The 16,234-nt window shown below is 61.7% G+C and carries 20 protein-coding genes; 7 read left to right on the top strand and 13 right to left on the bottom strand.

What is annotated here, in order from left to right:
• Positions 1–9: 9 nt before the first annotated feature.
• Complete coding sequence (locus WYS_RS12900) at positions 10–1,086, bottom strand: sugar phosphate nucleotidyltransferase (protein WP_019178590.1); 1,077 nt, start codon at positions 1,084–1,086, stop codon at positions 10–12.
• 114 nt (positions 1,087–1,200) lie between these two features.
• Complete coding sequence (locus WYS_RS12895) at positions 1,201–2,064, bottom strand: damage-control phosphatase ARMT1 family protein (protein ID WP_026069116.1); 864 nt, start codon at positions 2,062–2,064, stop codon at positions 1,201–1,203.
• Positions 2,065–2,235: 171 nt separating this feature from the next.
• Between WYS_RS12895 and WYS_RS12890 the strand changes: the two genes are divergently transcribed.
• Positions 2,236–4,434, top strand: a complete 2,199-nt coding sequence (locus WYS_RS12890) for a CDC48 family AAA ATPase (protein ID WP_049796378.1) — start codon at positions 2,236–2,238, stop codon at positions 4,432–4,434.
• Between the two features lie 14 nt (positions 4,435–4,448).
• On the opposite strand, the gene WYS_RS12885 is transcribed toward WYS_RS12890, so the two are convergent.
• From WYS_RS12885 to WYS_RS16180, 3 genes are all read right to left on the bottom strand, one after another.
• Positions 4,449–5,324, bottom strand: coding sequence for an ATP-grasp domain-containing protein (locus WYS_RS12885; RefSeq protein ID WP_019178587.1), 876 nt, complete (start codon positions 5,322–5,324; stop codon positions 4,449–4,451).
• On the bottom strand, positions 5,312–5,869 hold the full coding sequence (locus WYS_RS12880) for a RimK-like ATPgrasp N-terminal domain-containing protein (protein ID WP_147654221.1): 558 nt from the start codon (positions 5,867–5,869) through the stop codon (positions 5,312–5,314). Before WYS_RS12880 ends, WYS_RS12885 begins: the two co-directional genes overlap by 13 nt.
• Positions 5,870–6,082: 213 nt before the next feature.
• On the bottom strand, positions 6,083–6,247 hold the full coding sequence (locus WYS_RS16180; protein WP_019178585.1) for a hypothetical protein: 165 nt from the start codon (positions 6,245–6,247) through the stop codon (positions 6,083–6,085).
• Positions 6,248–6,529: 282 nt separating this feature from the next.
• Between WYS_RS16180 and WYS_RS12870 the strand changes: the two genes are divergently transcribed.
• Positions 6,530–6,817, top strand: a complete 288-nt coding sequence (locus tag WYS_RS12870) for a hypothetical protein (protein WP_019178584.1) — start codon at positions 6,530–6,532, stop codon at positions 6,815–6,817.
• 19 nt (positions 6,818–6,836) lie between these two features.
• Here the strand turns inward: WYS_RS12870 and WYS_RS12865 are convergent, their stop codons facing one another.
• Together WYS_RS12865 and WYS_RS15425 are read right to left on the bottom strand one after the other, a co-directional pair.
• A complete protein-coding gene (locus tag WYS_RS12865) occupies positions 6,837–7,115 on the bottom strand; it encodes a hypothetical protein (RefSeq protein ID WP_019178583.1) in 279 nt (92 codons plus the stop codon).
• A 215-nt stretch (positions 7,116–7,330) separates the two neighbouring features.
• Complete coding sequence (locus tag WYS_RS15425) at positions 7,331–7,918, bottom strand: TATA-box-binding protein (RefSeq protein WP_049796376.1); 588 nt, start codon at positions 7,916–7,918, stop codon at positions 7,331–7,333.
• Positions 7,919–8,228: 310 nt separating this feature from the next.
• Here WYS_RS15425 and WYS_RS12855 point away from each other — a divergent pair, with 310 nt between their 5' ends.
• Positions 8,229–8,474, top strand: coding sequence for a PRC-barrel domain-containing protein (locus tag WYS_RS12855; RefSeq protein ID WP_026069114.1), 246 nt, complete (start codon positions 8,229–8,231; stop codon positions 8,472–8,474).
• An 84-nt stretch (positions 8,475–8,558) separates the two neighbouring features.
• Here the strand turns inward: WYS_RS12855 and WYS_RS12850 are convergent, their stop codons facing one another.
• From WYS_RS12850 to WYS_RS12840, 3 genes are read right to left on the bottom strand one after another with little or no spacing between them, the layout of a single operon-like run.
• Complete coding sequence (locus WYS_RS12850) at positions 8,559–10,097, bottom strand: tRNA uridine(34) 5-carboxymethylaminomethyl modification radical SAM/GNAT enzyme Elp3 (RefSeq protein ID WP_019178580.1); 1,539 nt, start codon at positions 10,095–10,097, stop codon at positions 8,559–8,561.
• A 21-nt stretch (positions 10,098–10,118) separates the two neighbouring features.
• Positions 10,119–10,406 carry a hypothetical protein gene (locus WYS_RS12845; RefSeq protein ID WP_019178579.1) on the bottom strand — a complete coding sequence of 96 codons (288 nt, stop codon included), beginning with the start codon at positions 10,404–10,406 and terminating at the stop codon, positions 10,119–10,121.
• Positions 10,407–10,410: 4 nt separating this feature from the next.
• On the bottom strand, positions 10,411–10,857 hold the full coding sequence (locus WYS_RS12840; RefSeq protein ID WP_019178578.1) for a helix-turn-helix domain-containing protein: 447 nt from the start codon (positions 10,855–10,857) through the stop codon (positions 10,411–10,413).
• Between the two features lie 224 nt (positions 10,858–11,081).
• Between WYS_RS12840 and WYS_RS12835 the strand changes: the two genes are divergently transcribed.
• From WYS_RS12835 to WYS_RS12825, 3 genes are read left to right on the top strand one after another with little or no spacing between them, the layout of a single operon-like run.
• Positions 11,082–12,179 carry an ABC transporter substrate-binding protein gene (locus tag WYS_RS12835; RefSeq protein WP_081579992.1) on the top strand — a complete coding sequence of 366 codons (1,098 nt, stop codon included), beginning with the start codon at positions 11,082–11,084 and terminating at the stop codon, positions 12,177–12,179.
• A gap of 47 nt (positions 12,180–12,226) precedes the next feature.
• Positions 12,227–13,045: an ABC transporter permease gene (locus WYS_RS12830; protein ID WP_019178576.1), complete on the top strand. Its 819-nt coding sequence runs from the start codon at positions 12,227–12,229 to the stop codon at positions 13,043–13,045.
• Complete coding sequence (locus WYS_RS12825) at positions 13,027–13,797, top strand: ABC transporter ATP-binding protein (protein ID WP_019178575.1); 771 nt, start codon at positions 13,027–13,029, stop codon at positions 13,795–13,797. Before WYS_RS12830 ends, WYS_RS12825 begins: the two co-directional genes overlap by 19 nt.
• A 3-nt stretch (positions 13,798–13,800) precedes the next feature.
• Here WYS_RS12825 and WYS_RS12820 read toward each other — a convergent pair whose 3' ends face one another.
• From WYS_RS12820 to trxA, 3 genes are read right to left on the bottom strand one after another with little or no spacing between them, the layout of a single operon-like run.
• Entirely contained in the window at positions 13,801–14,322 is a 522-nt protein-coding gene (locus tag WYS_RS12820; protein ID WP_019178574.1) for a helix-turn-helix domain-containing protein, read from the bottom strand.
• Positions 14,322–15,239: an NAD(P)/FAD-dependent oxidoreductase gene (locus WYS_RS12815; protein ID WP_236993813.1), complete on the bottom strand. Its 918-nt coding sequence runs from the start codon at positions 15,237–15,239 to the stop codon at positions 14,322–14,324. The genes WYS_RS12820 and WYS_RS12815 overlap by 1 nt, the downstream gene beginning before the upstream one ends.
• Before the next feature lie 56 nt (positions 15,240–15,295).
• The gene (gene trxA, locus WYS_RS12810) at positions 15,296–15,679 is read right to left on the bottom strand and encodes a thioredoxin (protein ID WP_019178572.1); all 384 of its coding nucleotides are present in this window, start codon (positions 15,677–15,679) and stop codon (positions 15,296–15,298) included.
• A 249-nt stretch (positions 15,680–15,928) separates the two neighbouring features.
• Here trxA and WYS_RS12805 point away from each other — a divergent pair.
• Positions 15,929–16,234, top strand: a 306-nt coding sequence (locus tag WYS_RS12805) for a transposase family protein (protein ID WP_026069112.1), incomplete at its 3' end; no start/stop codon positions are given.

Below are 16,234 nucleotides of genomic sequence, written 5' to 3'. Positions count from 1 at the left end.
CGCCAGAGCTTACTCCAGGGTCCTGTTCTCGACCACGGAGGAGGCGTCCAGGCGCACCCTGTCCCCCAGGACGCTGTCCATGATCCTGGCCCCCGGCCCGATGGTGCACCCTTCGCCCAGCAAGCTGCCCTTTATCTCGCAGCCCTCGCCCAGGACGCACCCGCCCATTACGAAGGAGTCAGATATCGTGGTGCCGGCGCCCACTTCCACGGCGCCGCCCACCGCGCTGCGGTCGAGGAGCGAGCCTTTTCCCAGCACGGTCTTGCTGCCCACGTACGCGGGCCCGCGGACCTCGCTCCCTCTGGCGGTGAAATCGGCCCCCACGATGCGGCCGGTGCTCTTGGCCCCGTCCACCTTGATGGCCTGCCCCTTCCGCTCGGCCATGCGCACGTTGGCGTCCAGCAGGTCCCGGGGCCGGCCGATGTCCTTCCACAGCCCCTCAATCTTGGAGCCGTAGATCGGCCTCCCCAGCTCTAGCAGGCGGGGGAACAGCTGCTTGGAGAAGTCGAACTTCTCCCCTTCGGGGACGTGGTCCAGGGCCTCCTTCTCCAGGACGTATATCCCGGCGTTGATGAGGTTGGAGAACACCTCCTCGGTCCGGGGCTTCTCCTTGAACCGGACGATCCTGCCGTCGTCGTCCAGGCCCACGATGCCGAACTCCTCGGGGCGGTCCACGGTGGTCAGGGCCATGGTGGCCACCGCCTTCTTCCGGCGGTGCGCTTCCACCAGGGAGCGTATGTCCACGTCGGCAAGCACGTCGCCGCTAGCCACCACGAAGGTGCCGTCCAGCTTGTCCTCCAGCAGCTTCACCGCCCCGGCGGTGCCGGCCGGCTGGTCCTCCAGGGCGAACTCCAGGTCCACCCCGAACCGGCGGCCGTCGCCCAGAGCGTCGAGCATGTCCTGGGAGCGATAGCCGCAGGTCAGGTAAACCTTGGCCGCGTCGGCGTCGGCCAGGGACCTGATGACGTACTCCACGCACGGCCTGCCCAGAATGGGCAGCAGCGGCTTGGGCCTGGTGTTGGTCAACGGCCGCAGCCTGGTGCCCTCGCCGCCGGCCAGTATGACTGCTTGTATCCGGTCGTTCATCGTCATCAGCTTCTCGGCCCCGCTCCACCGTCGGGGGCCGCCACCTTGGGAAAGGTGCGGTGCATCCCGCCCCAGGTCTCAAAATGGAGGCGCCGATATATTAAATGGCGGGGTCTAGCACACCAGCTTGGCCACGTTGTCCCCCTTCCTGGCACCCACCGCCCTGGCCACGGGATGGCACTTCGCCCGCATGAGGTAGGCGATGGGGCGGTAGGCGGAATCAGACAGGGACTCGAAGTTGGCCATGCCCTTGGCGATGATGAGATCGGCCCGGGACAGCTCGCCCCTGAGCCGGTCGCCCATGCGCTGGGGGTCGAGGCCGACCGCGAACATGCCAGTGCCGATGACCTCGTCGAACTCGCCGTGGACCCCGGAGGCCTTGGCGTCCTTCAGGGTCACGTCAGTGAGGACCGGCTCCCCCTTCACCACGCCCACCACGGTGGCGCCGAGGGCCTTGATCTCGCGCACCAGCAGACGGTCCAGGACGTCCTCCCCGCAGTTGTCTAGAAGGTACACTGCCCTCTTGGACGGCCCCAGCAGCGCCCGCATGCCCGGAACGTCGTTCACCCCCAGCGGCTGGCTGATGAGCGACCCGAAGGCCCTGGACAGCTCGTCGGGGTCCTCCAGCCCTTGGATGCCGAAGTCCATCACGTTGCCGGCGATAGCGACCTTCACCGCTGCCTCCAGACGGTCCTCGGACCTTTCGATGAACGCCTCCGCTTCCGGCAGCAGCTCGCTGGCCACCTCCACGCTGCGGGCCTTCAGCCCCTCGTAGGGATCGGCGCGGCCCAGGATCTTATAGGCGCGCTTGTGCACCAGGGTGGCGAGCCGGGCGGAGTTGACACCGGGACGGAAGCCCTCGTCCAGTATCTTCAGGGAATCGGCCATGGCCGCCCGGGCCTTCTTGGGATCGCACAGGTTGGCCTCGAACAGGACTCGCCCCAGCAGGCAGGGGACGCACTCCGGGTCCATCTCCATGCCCAGCTCCAAGATGCTCCAGCATGATTAGTTTTTCGCTTCGTCCTCCGCTGCAAGGGCATGAAAAACAAGGACGCCTTCCCGGGCGGCGTCCGCCCAATTTTTTTGAAGATAACTATTCTGTCAAATAAGTTAATATCGGCTCTCGGCTTTCAGGCCAGTGAGGATATCGTGGCGGAATCGACAACTCTTCGCGTCGCCAGCGCTCAACACCAATCGGAGGTCGGCCTGGGACGTGCCCGGATCGACACCCAGACCCGGAAAGACATCGATGTTGACATGGGTGACTTCATCGAGATAGTGGGCAAGAGGAGAACGGCCGCCAAGGTGTTCCGGGCCTCCGCCGAGGACGAGGGCAAGGGCGTCATCGCCATCGACGGCATGGTCCGCTCCAACGCCGGGGTGTCCATCGGGGAAAAGGTCACCGTGCTCAAGGCCGAGACCCAGCCAGCGACAAAGATCACGGTGGCGCCGAAGATACCCCCGGGCAAGAGGGTCCGCTTCGGCCAGGGAGTGGAGGAGCTGTTCAAGAAGGGACTGAGCAACCGCCCCCTGGTGAAGGGGGACGCCATCATCATCCCCAACATAGCCCTGATGGGAGGGTTCCTCCCGTTCGTGGTGACCGGCACGCAGCCCTCCGGAGTAGTGGTGGTGGGCGGCCATACCGAGCTAGTGGTGAAGACCGAGCCGGTGGAGACCGTCGAGACGGCCACCATGTCGGTGACCTACGACGACGTGGGCGGCCTGGAGGACGAGCTGAAGCGGGTGAGGGAGATCATCGAGCTGCCGCTCAAGCACCCCGAGCTGTTCGACCGCCTGGGCATCGACCCTCCCAAAGGGGTTTTGCTGTACGGCCCGCCCGGGACCGGAAAAACGCTCATCGCCAAGGCCGTGGCGAGCGAATCGGGCGCCAACTTCTTTTCCATCAACGGGCCGGAGATAATGTCCAAGTACTACGGCCAGAGCGAGGAAAAGCTCCGCGAGAAGTTCGAGGAGGCCGAGAAGGCCGCGCCATCCATCGTGTTCATCGACGAGATCGACTCCATCGCGCCCAAGAGGGAGGAGGTGACCGGAGAGACGGAGCGCCGCGTGGTAGCGCAGCTGCTCACCCTGATGGACGGGCTGGGCGGTAGGGGGCAGGTCATCGTGATAGGGGCGACCAACCGCGAGGACTCCATCGATCCGGCGCTCCGCCGTCCCGGGCGGTTCGACCGGGAGATAGAGATCGGGGTCCCCACGCTGGCGGGGAGGAAGGAGATCCTGCAGATACACACCAGGGGCATGCCGCTGGACGGGGACGTGGACATCGACTCCCTGGCCAATGTCACCCACGGCTTCGTGGGCGCCGACATCGCCTCGCTGGCCAGGGAGGCGGCCATGAAGTGCCTGGGCCGCTTCGTCCCCGAGTTCGAACTGGACAAGCCCATTCCCCCGGACGTGCTGGAGACCATGCGCGTTACGCAGGCCGATTTCAAGGAGGCGCTCAAGGACGTGGAGCCGTCGGCCATGCGCGAGGTGGCCGTGGAGGTCCCTCAGGTCGGCTGGGAGGACATCGGCGGCCTGGAGGACATCAAGCGCCTGCTCAAGGAGATGATCGAGCTCCCCCTGGAGAGCCCCCAGTCCTTCAAGCGGCTGGGCATCCGCCCCGGCCGCGGGGTGCTGCTGTACGGCCCGCCCGGGACGGGAAAGACCCTTCTGGCCAAGGCCGTGGCCAACGAATGCAAGGTGAACTTCATCTCCATCAAGGGACCGGAGATAATGTCCAAGTGGGTCGGGGAGTCGGAGAAGGCGATCCGCCAGATCTTCAAGAAGGCCAAGCAGGTCGCGCCGTGCATAGTGTTCCTCGACGAGATCGATTCCATCGCCTCCCGGCGGGGCTCGTCGCCGGAGTCCAACGCCACCGAGAGGGTGGTGAACCAGCTCCTCACCACCATGGACGGGTTCGAGTCCCTGGACCGCGTGACGGTGATCGCCGCCACCAACCGGCCGGACATCGTGGACCCCGCCCTCCTGAGGCCGGGCCGCTTCGACCGCCTCGCCCTGGTCCCGGTCCCCGACCAGGCCGCCCGCCTGGGCATACTGAGGATCAATACCAGGGACATGCCCCTGAACGGGGTGGACCTGGAGCACATAGCGTCCCGGACAGAGGGCTTCGTGGGAGCGGACCTGGAGGCGCTGTGCAGGGAGGCCGCCATGGCCGCCATGCGCGAGGACCGCGACAGCGAGATGGTGTCGGGGCGGCACTTCGAGGGTGCGTTGAAGATCGTCAGGGCGTCGTCGACCAAGGATGTCATGAAGTGGTACGAGAACTTCGCCAGGTCCCTGGAGACCGTGCCGGTGAAGTGGCAGGACCCTGGGGTGTACCGTTAGAACGGGGGCCCGCGTCACTCGCCGGCGAGGTACCTGATGATCCGCCCGTACACCTCGGGGTTCCTGGCGTCCTCGCCGCCCGCGTCGATGTTGGGGTTGTCGTTCACCTCGATGACGATGTACTTGCCGTCGACCTCCTTGATGTCCACGCCGTAGAGGCCCTTGCCGATGGCCCTGGACGCTTTCAGCCCAGCCTCGATGAGCTTGGGGTCGACGGCCTTGAGGTCCTGCGCCTCGATCTTCGCCCAGGTGACGTGCCCGTTGTCGCTCCGCTGGATCTTCCAGTGGTTGCCGGGCATGACGTACTTGCACACGAACAGCGGTTCGCCGTTGAGGGTCGTGACCCTCCAGTCAAAGCGGCTGGGAATATACCTCTGCACCACTATCTCGTCCGCCCTCCGGTAGTACTTCCGGGCCACCTCCTCGAACGCGCTTGCCGAATCCACCTTGTCCACGTGCATCGAGAAGGAGGTGTGCGGCGCCTTGAGGACCAGGGGAGAGCCGAGCTCGTCGAACAGCTGCTCCATGGTCCTCCGGTCCAGCTCCCTCTTGCCCACGAACCTGGTTTCCGGTATCGGCACGTTCTCGCGCATCAGGTGTAGGTACATGTTGATCTTGTCGCAGCAGATGATGATAGAATCAGGGTCGTCGATGACCGTCATGCCGTGCAGCTCCGCGGTCCTCGCCGCGACGTATGCGGCGTTGAGCGGGTCGGTGAGCGACCGGATGAACAGCGCGTCGTACATCGGTATCTTCCCGATGTCCGCGCGGAACACGTACTCCAGCTTGTGCCCGAGCTGATGCGCGGCCAGCTTGAAGTTGGCGAGGGCGGTGAGCTCCTCGGCGCGGCTGACGGTGTAGCGCTCTACAAAACAGGCTATATCTGCCATTCGTTCGCCTTCCTGAGGAGCTTCAGCTCCTTCGAGCCCAGCTCATGCAGGGGCAGGGGCTCGATGGCGGAGAGCATGATCTCGCCGTTCTCGATCACCCTGAGGCTGCAGATCGGAAGATGGAAAAGGTCCCACACCTGGGCGGCCATGGTGGACAGCTCGTCGCAGGTGGTGTTGCCCATGACGCACTTGTACTCGCGCACGGCCACGTCCTCGGAGATCTTCTGCACGCAGATGGCGTACTTGTAGTTCCGGGTCATGGACTTGGAGATGCGCTTGACGTGCCCGGCCTTGTACACCACGCTGTGCTTCTTCATGAAGGGGTTGATGGGGTACACGATGGCGGGCGGCTCAAAATAACCGTTGGATATGTAGTAGTCGGGGACCTTGATCCCCGCGGCCTTGGCCCTCTCCATGCACAGAGGGACCACATAAGCGTCCAGCGACTCCTTGATGGTGGGGTATACCTTCACGCCGGCGATCTCCGCCTCGACGCTCCCATAATGCCCCTCGCTCATATAGCGATAGTCTCCGAGTATGTTCACGAAGGCGCTTCCATTCTCGACAGGGGACCATTTGTCGCGGCTAAGCAATCTAAGACCATCTCGCCTTTGCACGACGTAATGCCCATGTGATTATAAAACTTGCCCGCTCGTTGTTCCAGCGCAGATCCCGCCTTCTCTGCCAGGGGGAGCAGTGCATGAACGTCCCGCGGCCGCTTCCCGGCCGCGACGCGCGCGTGTTGTTCTCGAGCACGATCAATCCTCCAGCTTGCGGGTTATGACCAGGGAGATCTCCTCGAGATCGCGGGTCTCCCCGTACAAGCGCTTCAGCCTGGCCATGATGTCCGCCGGCAGCTCTCCCCTGAGCAGTCCGCAAAGGAGATACCTCTCACTGTCGCTCAAATAGAACGTCTTTCCCATCAGATCTCATCCGCCTCATCGACCCGGGCTGGGTCGTGGTGCCCGAACATCACGGGGGAGGGGGCGCCCAATGGCACTAGGAGTATGGAAGGTCCGATATGCCCCGCTCCCCCCTCTAAAAGGGTAGCTGCCTGCCGACATGACTACCGGTCATCTCATTTCCGTGTTCAGTGTTGTATTCCGAATTCTGAAAGGGAGTGCAAGTATTTATTAGTTTTCGGTGTTCAAAATTGAATACTGGATAATCAGGTATAACATGAAGAGAGAGGTTCGGTTTTCTAGATGGAACAGGCGGCCAAGGCCGACGTCACGATACTCGACGAGACATCCGCGGTGAGCATCCTTTTGCTCATTGACAAGAGGGGAGAGGCCCGGGCCTACGACCTCAGGCAGATAGCCGGCGGTTACGACCGCATGAAGAACCTGACCAGGAGGATGGAGTCGATCGGCCTGCTCAAGATACGCATCGAGGAGAAGCCGCGGTTGACCTACCTGTATTCTCTTACCCCCAAGGGCAAGAAGGTCGCACAGAAGCTGGTCGAGATAGACCAGCTCATCCGCACCCCCTGAGAGGTGTTCTCTCGGCAAGTCAGTATGCAGTGACACATTCCTCGACCGGGCGCCTGAGCCGGTATTCCTTGACATCATGGCATTCCCCGCCGCACTCGTCGCAGGCGGCCGGGTCGTCCATTCCGAGGTCCTTCGACAGGTCCTCGATCGCCATCTCCTTGAAGCGGATGATGAGCGCCGCCGTCTCCTGGAGCGGCCCGCACCGATGCCTCATCTCCGGCCTGACCCTGGCGGCCTGCCGTTCATACAGGAGCTCGAGCAGCTTTTCCACCTGGAGCCGGTCGTGTATGTCCATCATTACCCTCACCTTCGACACGCATCGGATAAGGACATATGACTGGTTTTCGGGGAGGTGCCCGAAAGTGCCCCTGAGCGTGTGCCGCGGGGCGCGCCCTTTTCACCAGTGCTCCGAACGTTCTAAAAATTCGATACGATGATCTCACATGGCCGAAAGATCCCGCTATTCTTGCCGAGATCAAGGCTTCTGGAGTTATACCGGAAGATATGCTCCGATCAGGCCAGGCGGTCCTTCTCCGACATGCCCGGCGGCTCCGGCGAGAGCAGGCCAACGGAACGCAGCTCTCTGGAGATCCTGACGATCGCCGCTTCCACGTCCATCGGTTTTTTCGCCCCGGTGCAGACCAGCCTTCCCGACCCGAACAGCAGGATAACGACCTTGGGGTCGTCCAGGCGGTACACCAGCCCGGGAAACACCTCCGGTTCGTACTCCACCTTTTCGAGGCCCAGGGAGATCACCGTCGAGGTCAGGTTGATGGGCTGCTCGAGGTCGGCCGAGGCAACGATGTTCTGGACCTCATAGGCCGGAGAGCCGGTGAGGGGGATCCCGGCGTCCTTCAGGCTCTCTGTGACCATTTGTATCGCCTGCTTTACGTCCCCTATCGACTTGGAGCCGGTACAAACGATCTTCCCGCTTCGGAAGATGAGGGTCGCTGTCTTCGGCTTCTTCAGCCGGAAGACCAAGCCAGGAAAGGATTCCGGTTCGTACTCCGCGTTTTCCATTTCCACGACGAGCTGGGTTAGATCAAGCTCGGTCCCCAGATCGGCAGACGCTACTATGTTCTGGATCTTGTATTTCGGAATAACAAAGCCCCTGTAACTGTAAAACGATTCATGTATATGTGACGACGGTCGAGCGGGGGCTGCGAGCGAGATGAGATAGGGAAGGCGCTGGCCATTTTAATGGAGGGGACGCTCCCGATAGTTCCATTGGGATGCAGATGTCCCGCTCGGGGCGGTCGGTAAAAAACCTGTGAAGGGGGGTTTTATTTTCACAAGGCTGAACGCGGAGGGCCCGCCTTTTTCCTTCCCGCACCACAGGATGGATAGTGATAAATAAGGACAAACAGTTGCATCCGATAGTCAGAATTCAAATAGGCATGAGGGTGCTGGGATGAGAAAATTCATTACTGAGCTCAAGGGAAAGACCGTTATGACCAATGACGGGCAGATCCTAGGCATGATCGAGAACTTCCTGATCAACACCTCCAGCGGAGACATCCAGAACGTTCTGGTGGTGCCCGCGGAAGAGGTCGAGACCAGGCTGTACAAGACCGACCCCCAGGGAAGGCTGGTCCTGCCCTTCAGCGAGATGAGGGCGGTCCGCGACGTCGTGGTCATGGCCGGGACCAACGCCTGAAGCGTTCCCACTGTTTTTCTATGAGGGAGACCCCCTCACCTTCACTTTCTCTGACCGTTCGTTCTCCCAGCCCGCCTGCCGCCCTCACTCCGCGAGCCGCTTGGACATATAGACCCCGTCCCGCTGGTAGCCCAGCGAAGCATAGTAGCGTCGCACCCCCACGCCGCTGGTGACCCTGATCCTCTCGCACCCGGCGTCCGAGGCCGCTTCCTCCGCCCTCGCCATGAGATCTTTGCCGACCCCGCGGTGCTGCCATCCCACCCCCGCCCCTTTTAGCGGCACGAGCCTTCCGAACACCTTCAGCTCCCTGATGCTAGCCAGGGGGGAACCGTCGGTCCTCAGGCGGACATAGCCGACCAGGGCGTCCTGCTCCGGCAGCTCGAAGGATATGAAGCTCTCCGCGCCTCCCGAGGCCTCGTACCTCTGCACCTCGAGCCGCAGCTGGTCGACGGTGTAGTCCCGGATGCCTTTCAGGCCGACCTCGCGGCACCGGATGCACCGGCACTGCCGCCCTTGCGAGCGCATGCGTTCCTTGATCAGCTCGCGCAGGTGCCCCTTGTCCACCCCGGCCTCGATGAGCGGTACCGGGATGTCACGCTGGATCCTCTGGATCCTGACCCACGGCGGCACCAGGCGCTTCATCTCGGCCATGATCTCCACCGCCTCCTCGGTGGTGTAGGGGCGATACTCCCCCCGGGCCCACATATCGTAGAGCTTGGTCCCCTTGACCACCAGGGTGGGGTACAGCTTCAGCATGTCCGGCCGGAAGACGGGGTCGTCGAACATCCTGCGGAAGCTCTCCAGGTCCTTCTCCGGCGAGGAGCCGGGCAGCCCGGGCATGACATGGTAGCACACCTTTAGCCCGCTGCGCTTCGCCACCCGGGTGGCGTCGATCACCGCTTGGAGGCCGTGGCCGCGGTTCACCGCGCGCAGTATCGCCTCGTCCAGTATCTGCACTCCCATCTCCACCCTGGTCATCCCGAGCGCCATGGACAGGGCGACCTGCTCCTCCGTCATGGCGTCCGGGCGGGTCTCGATGGTCATCCCGATGCAGCGGTGCCCGGCCGTCTCGTTGGCAGCCTGAGCTTCCTCGAGGCTCGGGGACACCTCGCCATTCATGGCCTCGAAGCACCTCTTTACGAAGTCCACCTGGTATTCCCGGGGGCGGGAGGTGAAGGTGCCTCCCATCACTATGAGGTCGATCTTGTCGGTGGGATGCCCGATGGCTTCCAGCTGCTCGATGCGCCCCCTTGTCTGCTCATAGGGGTCGAAGCCGTAGGACTCCCCCCTCCGGGCGGCAGGCTCCTTGCCGGTGTACGACTGGGGAGAGCCGGACTCCACTCCCCCGGGGCAGTAGACGCACTTGCCGTGCGGGCACGGGGCGGGGGACGTCATTACCGCCACCACCGCCACCCCCGATAGCGTGCGCACCGGCTTGAGGCGCAATATCTCCTCCACCAGGGGCAGGTCGTCCTCGCTGACCAGCGCGAGGGTCTCGGAGTTCGGCGGCACCCCCGGCAGAGCGTACTTCCGGCACAGATCTATCTTGGCCCTCTGCAGGTCGTCCTTGTTCCTTATCCTGCCGTCCAGTATCGATCGTATGATCTCTTCGTGATATCCCACACCAAACACAGATGCTCCCGATCACCTATAGTATACCCGGTTGTCCTCTTTCTCTTCCTGCTCTTCCTTGGGGGCGAGGGTGATCACGTCGATCAGCAGGATGGCGTGGTAGGGGATGAAACGCACGTGGCCGGCGTCCTCGCCGTGGGACTCGTCCAGCTTCAGCACCAGTGCGGTCTCGTTGGCGAAAGCGGCGTAGCCCCGGAACTCCCCCACGGACACCACGGCCTTCTCGTTCTCGCCTCCCATGCTCATGATGCGGTACTTCGATCCTATGGTTATCATCTGCTCGATATCTTTCACAGGCATCCTGTCATCCCTCCATCAGCTTCTGGAAGTGGTCCACCGTCTCGCGGTAGTTGCGCATGGCCATATCCACGTTGGCCTCGGTGAAGCTCCAGGCCTTGCGCAGGTCCCCGTAGCGAATGCGGTATCCCTTCTTCATGCCCCCCTCCCTCTCCGTCTCCACCTCTTCGAGGATGTCGATCCCCTTAAGCTTGTTGAGATGGCGATATATGGTCGGCTTGGTCGTCTTCAGGTACGCCGCCAGCTCCTCCACCGTCCAGGCCCGCTTCGGGTTGCGCATGAAGCAGTCCATGAACAGGCGGTACGGGACGCTGTCCTGGGTATCGATTACGTTGGTCTTGGGGTTATAACCCTTGGGCAGATAGCCGATGTGCGTAAGGAACTGCAGGGCGATGTCATCCACGTCGCTCAGGGGGGTGAGCGGCGTGTTGCTCTCGACGTTAAGCTCGAACATTTTTGGTCAATGTGAGATATTTTTCAAGCTAATAGCTTTTATTATCCGAGGCGGGGCCTTTCGAACGATCTCGGGTCATCGAGCGGGGGCGCTCGAACATTTTTATGTAGAAAAGGGAGACATCTGTACAATCAGCCCTGGAATTTGTATCAATAGGATAAATTTAGCCATATAATGAAAAAATCATTTATACGTTTTTCTCGGTATTGTTGTAGGTTCTTACTATGCAAAGAAAATACATAGCCGTAGCAGCCGTGGTCGTGGTCGCGGCATTGGTCGTTGCTGGCTTATTCTTGTCTGGAGCGGTCAACTTAGGCGGCAAGACCATCAAGTACACCGATGTCGCGCCAGTGGATCAGCAAGCTCAGATCCAGTCGGGCAACATTGATGGCGGGGTCAGCTGGGAGCCCTACGTGTCGGACTCCATCTTGGCCGGCACCGCCCATGCCCTAGTGTGGTCCGGTGATATCTGGCCGGACCATCCATGCTGTGTCGTGGTGGCTGACGGCGACTTCCTGAACTCCAACCCGGACGCTGTCAATAGGGTCCTGAAGGCGCATATCGAAGCGAATCTCTGGATTGCCGACGCCATAGCCAACAAGGAAACCAATCCAACCAACTACACTCTACTGCTGCAGATCGGAGCCAGCTTCAGCGGCCGAAGCACCGAGGTCGTGGACAGCTCGCTGCAGCACATGAAGCTCACCTACAACATCACCTCAGAGAGTGTGGCCTACTTCAAGCAGTTCACCGAGGACTATGTGGACGCTGGCCTCATACAGAGCAACAGGGTTTCCGATGTCAACAGCTTCGTGAACGGCCTTATTGATGCTACCCATCTCGAGGCTGCAGCCAACATCCAGCCGGTGGATGATGGCTTCACCCCCATCACCGTTCGTATCGGCTACCTTCAGGGCGACCTTCACCAGTTCGCCAGAGTGGTGGCCGAGAACATCGAGGTAGGAGGCGGCAAGAGCCTGTTCGCGACATATGGCATACAGACCGCCCTGCCTGATGGTGCGACCGTTGGAGGGTATAACAATGGCGGCGCGGTCATGACGGCCTTCGCTAGCAGCGAGAACCTCATAGATATGGCCTACCTCGGCGCTCCTCCGGTCCTCCTGAACCACGCCAACCAGGGCATCGACGTCAAGATATTGTCCCTGGCCAACACCGAGGGGTCCGCACTGGTGATCAGCGGGGATAGGAGTATCGAAGACCTGGACGGCCTCGTCATAGGTCAGCCAGGATCGTCTTCCATCCAGTACCTTCTCCTGGTAGCCATTGCGGACAAGTATGGATACGATCTCGTGAGGGGCTGAGCCCCTACAAACCTTTTTATTTTTTAATCTTGTAAGGTGGCCTCAGTATGACCGATTCCTTCGGATGGCTCCATAAGCCGAGCTTGGAAAGGCGCGACATCACCAAGCTGGCGCTTATGATCTCGTCCCTGCCCATTTTCATAGCCGCCTGGTGGCTGGCGGCATCATATCTCCAGGGCCAGGGGCAGTTCTACCTTCCCACCCCTCCGGAGGTATGGGGGGCGCTGGTCCAGGCCTGGACCCGGGACCCTGTCACCGGTCAGTCACTACTTACCAATATCTTCTCGAGCTTGAGCAGGTTCCTTAGCGGGTTCGCGCTGGCCTTGCTGGTGGCGGTGCCCCTCGGCCTGGCGATAGGGACCATTTCATACGTTGACGCGTTCACCCGGCCGATCATCGAGATCCTGCGGCCGGTGCCGCCCATTGCATGGGTCGTCTTCCTGCTCCTGGCATTCGGCCTGTTCTGGGGGCCCGTCATCACCATATTCATTGGGGTGTTCTTCCCCCTACTCTCGAACATTATCTTCGGCGTCAGGAGCGTGGACCCCATATTGATCGACGCGGCCAGGACCCAGGGCGCCTCCGGAATCCAGCTGTTCACTAAGGTCATATTTCCTTACGCCGTGCCGTACATAATGACGGGCATCAGGATCGGCGTGGGCATCGGCTGGATGTGCATCGTGGCCGCCGAGCTCATTGCCGTGAGGGGCGGGGGCGTGGGAGTTCTCATCACTGCCGGGCAGAGCATCGGGCGGTATGACATCATGTTCGCAGGAATGATCACGGTGGGAGTGCTGGGAATAATCACGCTGGCCATCAGCAACTATGTGGAGAAGAAGGTGGACGCATGGATGGGAATGGCCTGATACTCACCATAGACAACCTGGACAAGACCTTCCCGAGGGACGGCAAGGACATGCTGGTCCTAGACGATTTCAGCATGGACGTAAAGGAGGGCGAGTTCGTCTGCATCCTCGGTCCTTCAGGCAGCGGCAAGACCACTATCCTGCGCCTCATCGCGGGGCTCCAGGCCCCCACCTCCGGGAGCATGAAGCTCCGGGGCAAGGAGATAACCGAGCCCGGTTCAGACCGCGGCATGGTGTTCCAGGAGTTCGCCCTGTTCCCCTGGCGCAGCGTGAAGCGGAACGTGGAGTTCGGCCTGGAGATCAGGGGGATGCCGGCCGAGGAGAGAACGAGGATATCAAAGCACTACATCGACCTGGTCGGCCTGACCGGCTTCGAGAATTCTCACCCCAACCAGCTGTCCGGGGGCATGAAACAGAGGGTCGGGATCGCCAGGGCGCTGGCCTCCGACCCGGCCATACTTCTCATGGACGAGCCGTTCGGCGCACTGGACGCCCAGACCAGGAACTTCATGCAGAAAGAGCTGCTGCGCATATGGCAGGAAACCAAGAAGACAGTGATCTTCGTCACCCACTCGGTGGATGAGGCGGTCTACCTGGCCGACCGAATCGTCGTGCTGACCAACCGGCCAGGTAAGGTCAAGAGCGTCTACTCCATCGACCTTTCCCGCCCCCGGGACCGCAGCAGCCCGGAGTTCATCGAGCTGCGCAAAACCGTCCTGGACGAGTTGGAGCAGCAGAGAGAGGGCGTCTGAGATTCACAACGTCTTCTGCGCGGCCACCTCGATGGCCCTCATGATGCTGTCCCTCGGGATCACTATCGACACCGGGATGGTCAATATCTTCTGGATGGTCGGAGCGACTATCGGAGCGCACACTATCGCCAGCGCCCCGTCCTTCTCGGCCATGGTGGCGGCGATGATGGCGTCCTCCATGCTGTTGGCGGGGTACTCCTTCACCCTGACGTCGCGGTCCCCTACCTTCATGGTCCTCTCCTCGATGCGGTTCAGGACCGGGCGGGCGGCTATGACGGCGATGAAGTTGCCATGAGGACGGGTCTCCAGCCTCCGGACGGCGCGGATGATCTCCCTCACCGTGCGCAGGTTCGGCTCCCGCTGGTCCTGCATGATCTTGTAAATGGTCGAGGGAGAGAGCCCGGTCTGAGAGCAGAACTCGTGAATGCTCATCTTGAGGTCCTCTTCCAGCACCTTCCTCAGCGCGTTGCGGAACCCTCCCTCCTCTCGGAGGATCCCGGCCACCAGCTCGTTCTCCAGGGACATCAGGCCTTCTCCTGCCGGACCGCTTTGGCCGCGTTGTCGCCGGCAATGCAGCCCTGGCCGACCGCTCTGGCCACCTGGTACGGGAGGCCGGTGACGTCGCCGCAGGCGTAGACCTTCTCCACTTCGGTCCGCATATCCTCGTTGACCGGTATCTTGCCCGAGGGGTCGGGCATGATCCCAAGCTCCAGGGCGATCTCCATGGAGCCCTTGGCCCCCAGGGCGATGAACACGCCGTTGACGTCGAGCTTCCTGCCTCCCTCCAGCTCCAGGCCGGTGACGGTGTCCCCGCCGGCGATCTTGACCGGCTTGCCTTCCACGATCTCCATGGTGGTCTTCCTGGCCTTCTCCATGAGGTGCTCGGAGACCTTGAGCCCGCGGTTCACCCAGTACACCTTGCTGGCGATCTCCGTCATCAGGATGGCCGACTCCGCGGCCTCGCTCTCCTCTCCGATGACGGCGACGGGGCGGCCTCTGAAGAACCCGCCGTCGCAGGAGGCGCAGTATGATACGCCCTTTCCCAGGTAGTCCTTCTCTCCCGGCACTCCGAGCTTGTTGCGCGCCACCCCGAGGGCGAGCACCAGCGCCTTGGTCCGGACGGTGCGGTCGTGGTCGGTGGTGATGACGAACATGTCGCCGTCCCTCTCCGCCTTGGTGACCTCTTCTTCCAGGAGTTCGGCCCCGAACTTGGCGGCCTGCTCCCGGCCGATCCTCAGCAGCTCGGCGCCCTCTGCGTGGGGGACGCCGAGGTAGTTCTCCACCTCCGCCCTGTTCAGCGCGGAGCCGGCGCTCTTGCCGATGGCCACTGTCCTCACCTTCTTCCTCGCGGCATGTATGGCCGCCTGGAGTCCCGCGGGGCCCAGCCCTACTATGGTAACGTCCGCCTCGGTGTTCATGACGTGAGCAAGAGCGGAGGCCATGATATTATACCTTTGGGTTTAAAAAGGCTTAAAGTGTAAATCAAAGGGGTTTGAGATCAAAGCCTTGACGTCAGCCTCCGCTTGAGGTCGTCCTTGGGCCTCGCTCCGACGTGGCGGTCCACCAACTCCCCCTCTCTGAACACCAGGAGGGTTGGTATGGCCTCGATCTGGAACCGCATAGAGGTCTTGGGGTTCTCATCGGTATTGAGCTTTCCGAACGCCGCCTGGCCCTTCATCTCCGCGGCCAAGGCGTCGATGACGGGGCCCATCGCGCGGCAGGGGCCGCACCAGGGAGCCCAGCAGTCCACCACGGCGACCTTGTGCTTTTTCAAAAAGTCGTTGAAGTTGTCGTCCCTCACCTCGACCGGCTCAGAGGGCCATTCCGCTGCCTTCTCCAGCTCCTGCCTCTTCTTCTCCCTGATGTTCTGCAGTTCGTCCATTTGGATGTCCCCTAACGGTTGTGCTCGAATGAAGCAAAACCTATTGCCCGTTCGGTGATATATACATTTGCGATTATTCTTCCGAAGCCATGAGGAGCTACATTCATTATGTGTTCAGAGTTTTCCTGACCCCCGGTCATTTAGGTCTCTCTCAACATCATGCGGGCAAACTTCATCGTGAAGGGCAAGTTCCTCTTCCGGGCCGCCTGGGGCTGAAGGCCCCCGGTTCGTGGCGATGTTGAGCTGAGCATGAGCGACAGGCGGCTGGACATCCTTATCGACTTCGAGCGGGGGGCGCGGTTCCCCTGCCCGGGGTGCCAGAACGTGTACCATGTCCATGATATCTCGGAGCGTGTCTGGAGGCACCTCAATTTCTTCGGGTACGAGGCCTACCTCCACGTCCGCGTTCCCCGGACCTCCTGTCCGGACCATGGAGTGAAACAGGCGGAGCTACCGTGGGCCAGATCGAACGATAAGATACGCACAGCGTTCCACCGTGCCTTCGGGTTCAAGACCAAGGAGCACTGGAGCATCATGATTCAGCTCCCGACACCG

The sequence above is a fragment of the Methanomassiliicoccus luminyensis B10 genome, assembly GCF_000308215.1.
Taxonomy (GTDB): Archaea; Thermoplasmatota; Thermoplasmata; order Methanomassiliicoccales; family Methanomassiliicoccaceae; genus Methanomassiliicoccus; species Methanomassiliicoccus luminyensis.
The sequence above is the reverse complement of the archived record's forward strand: the minus strand, read 5'-3'. Positions and strand labels throughout refer to the sequence as shown.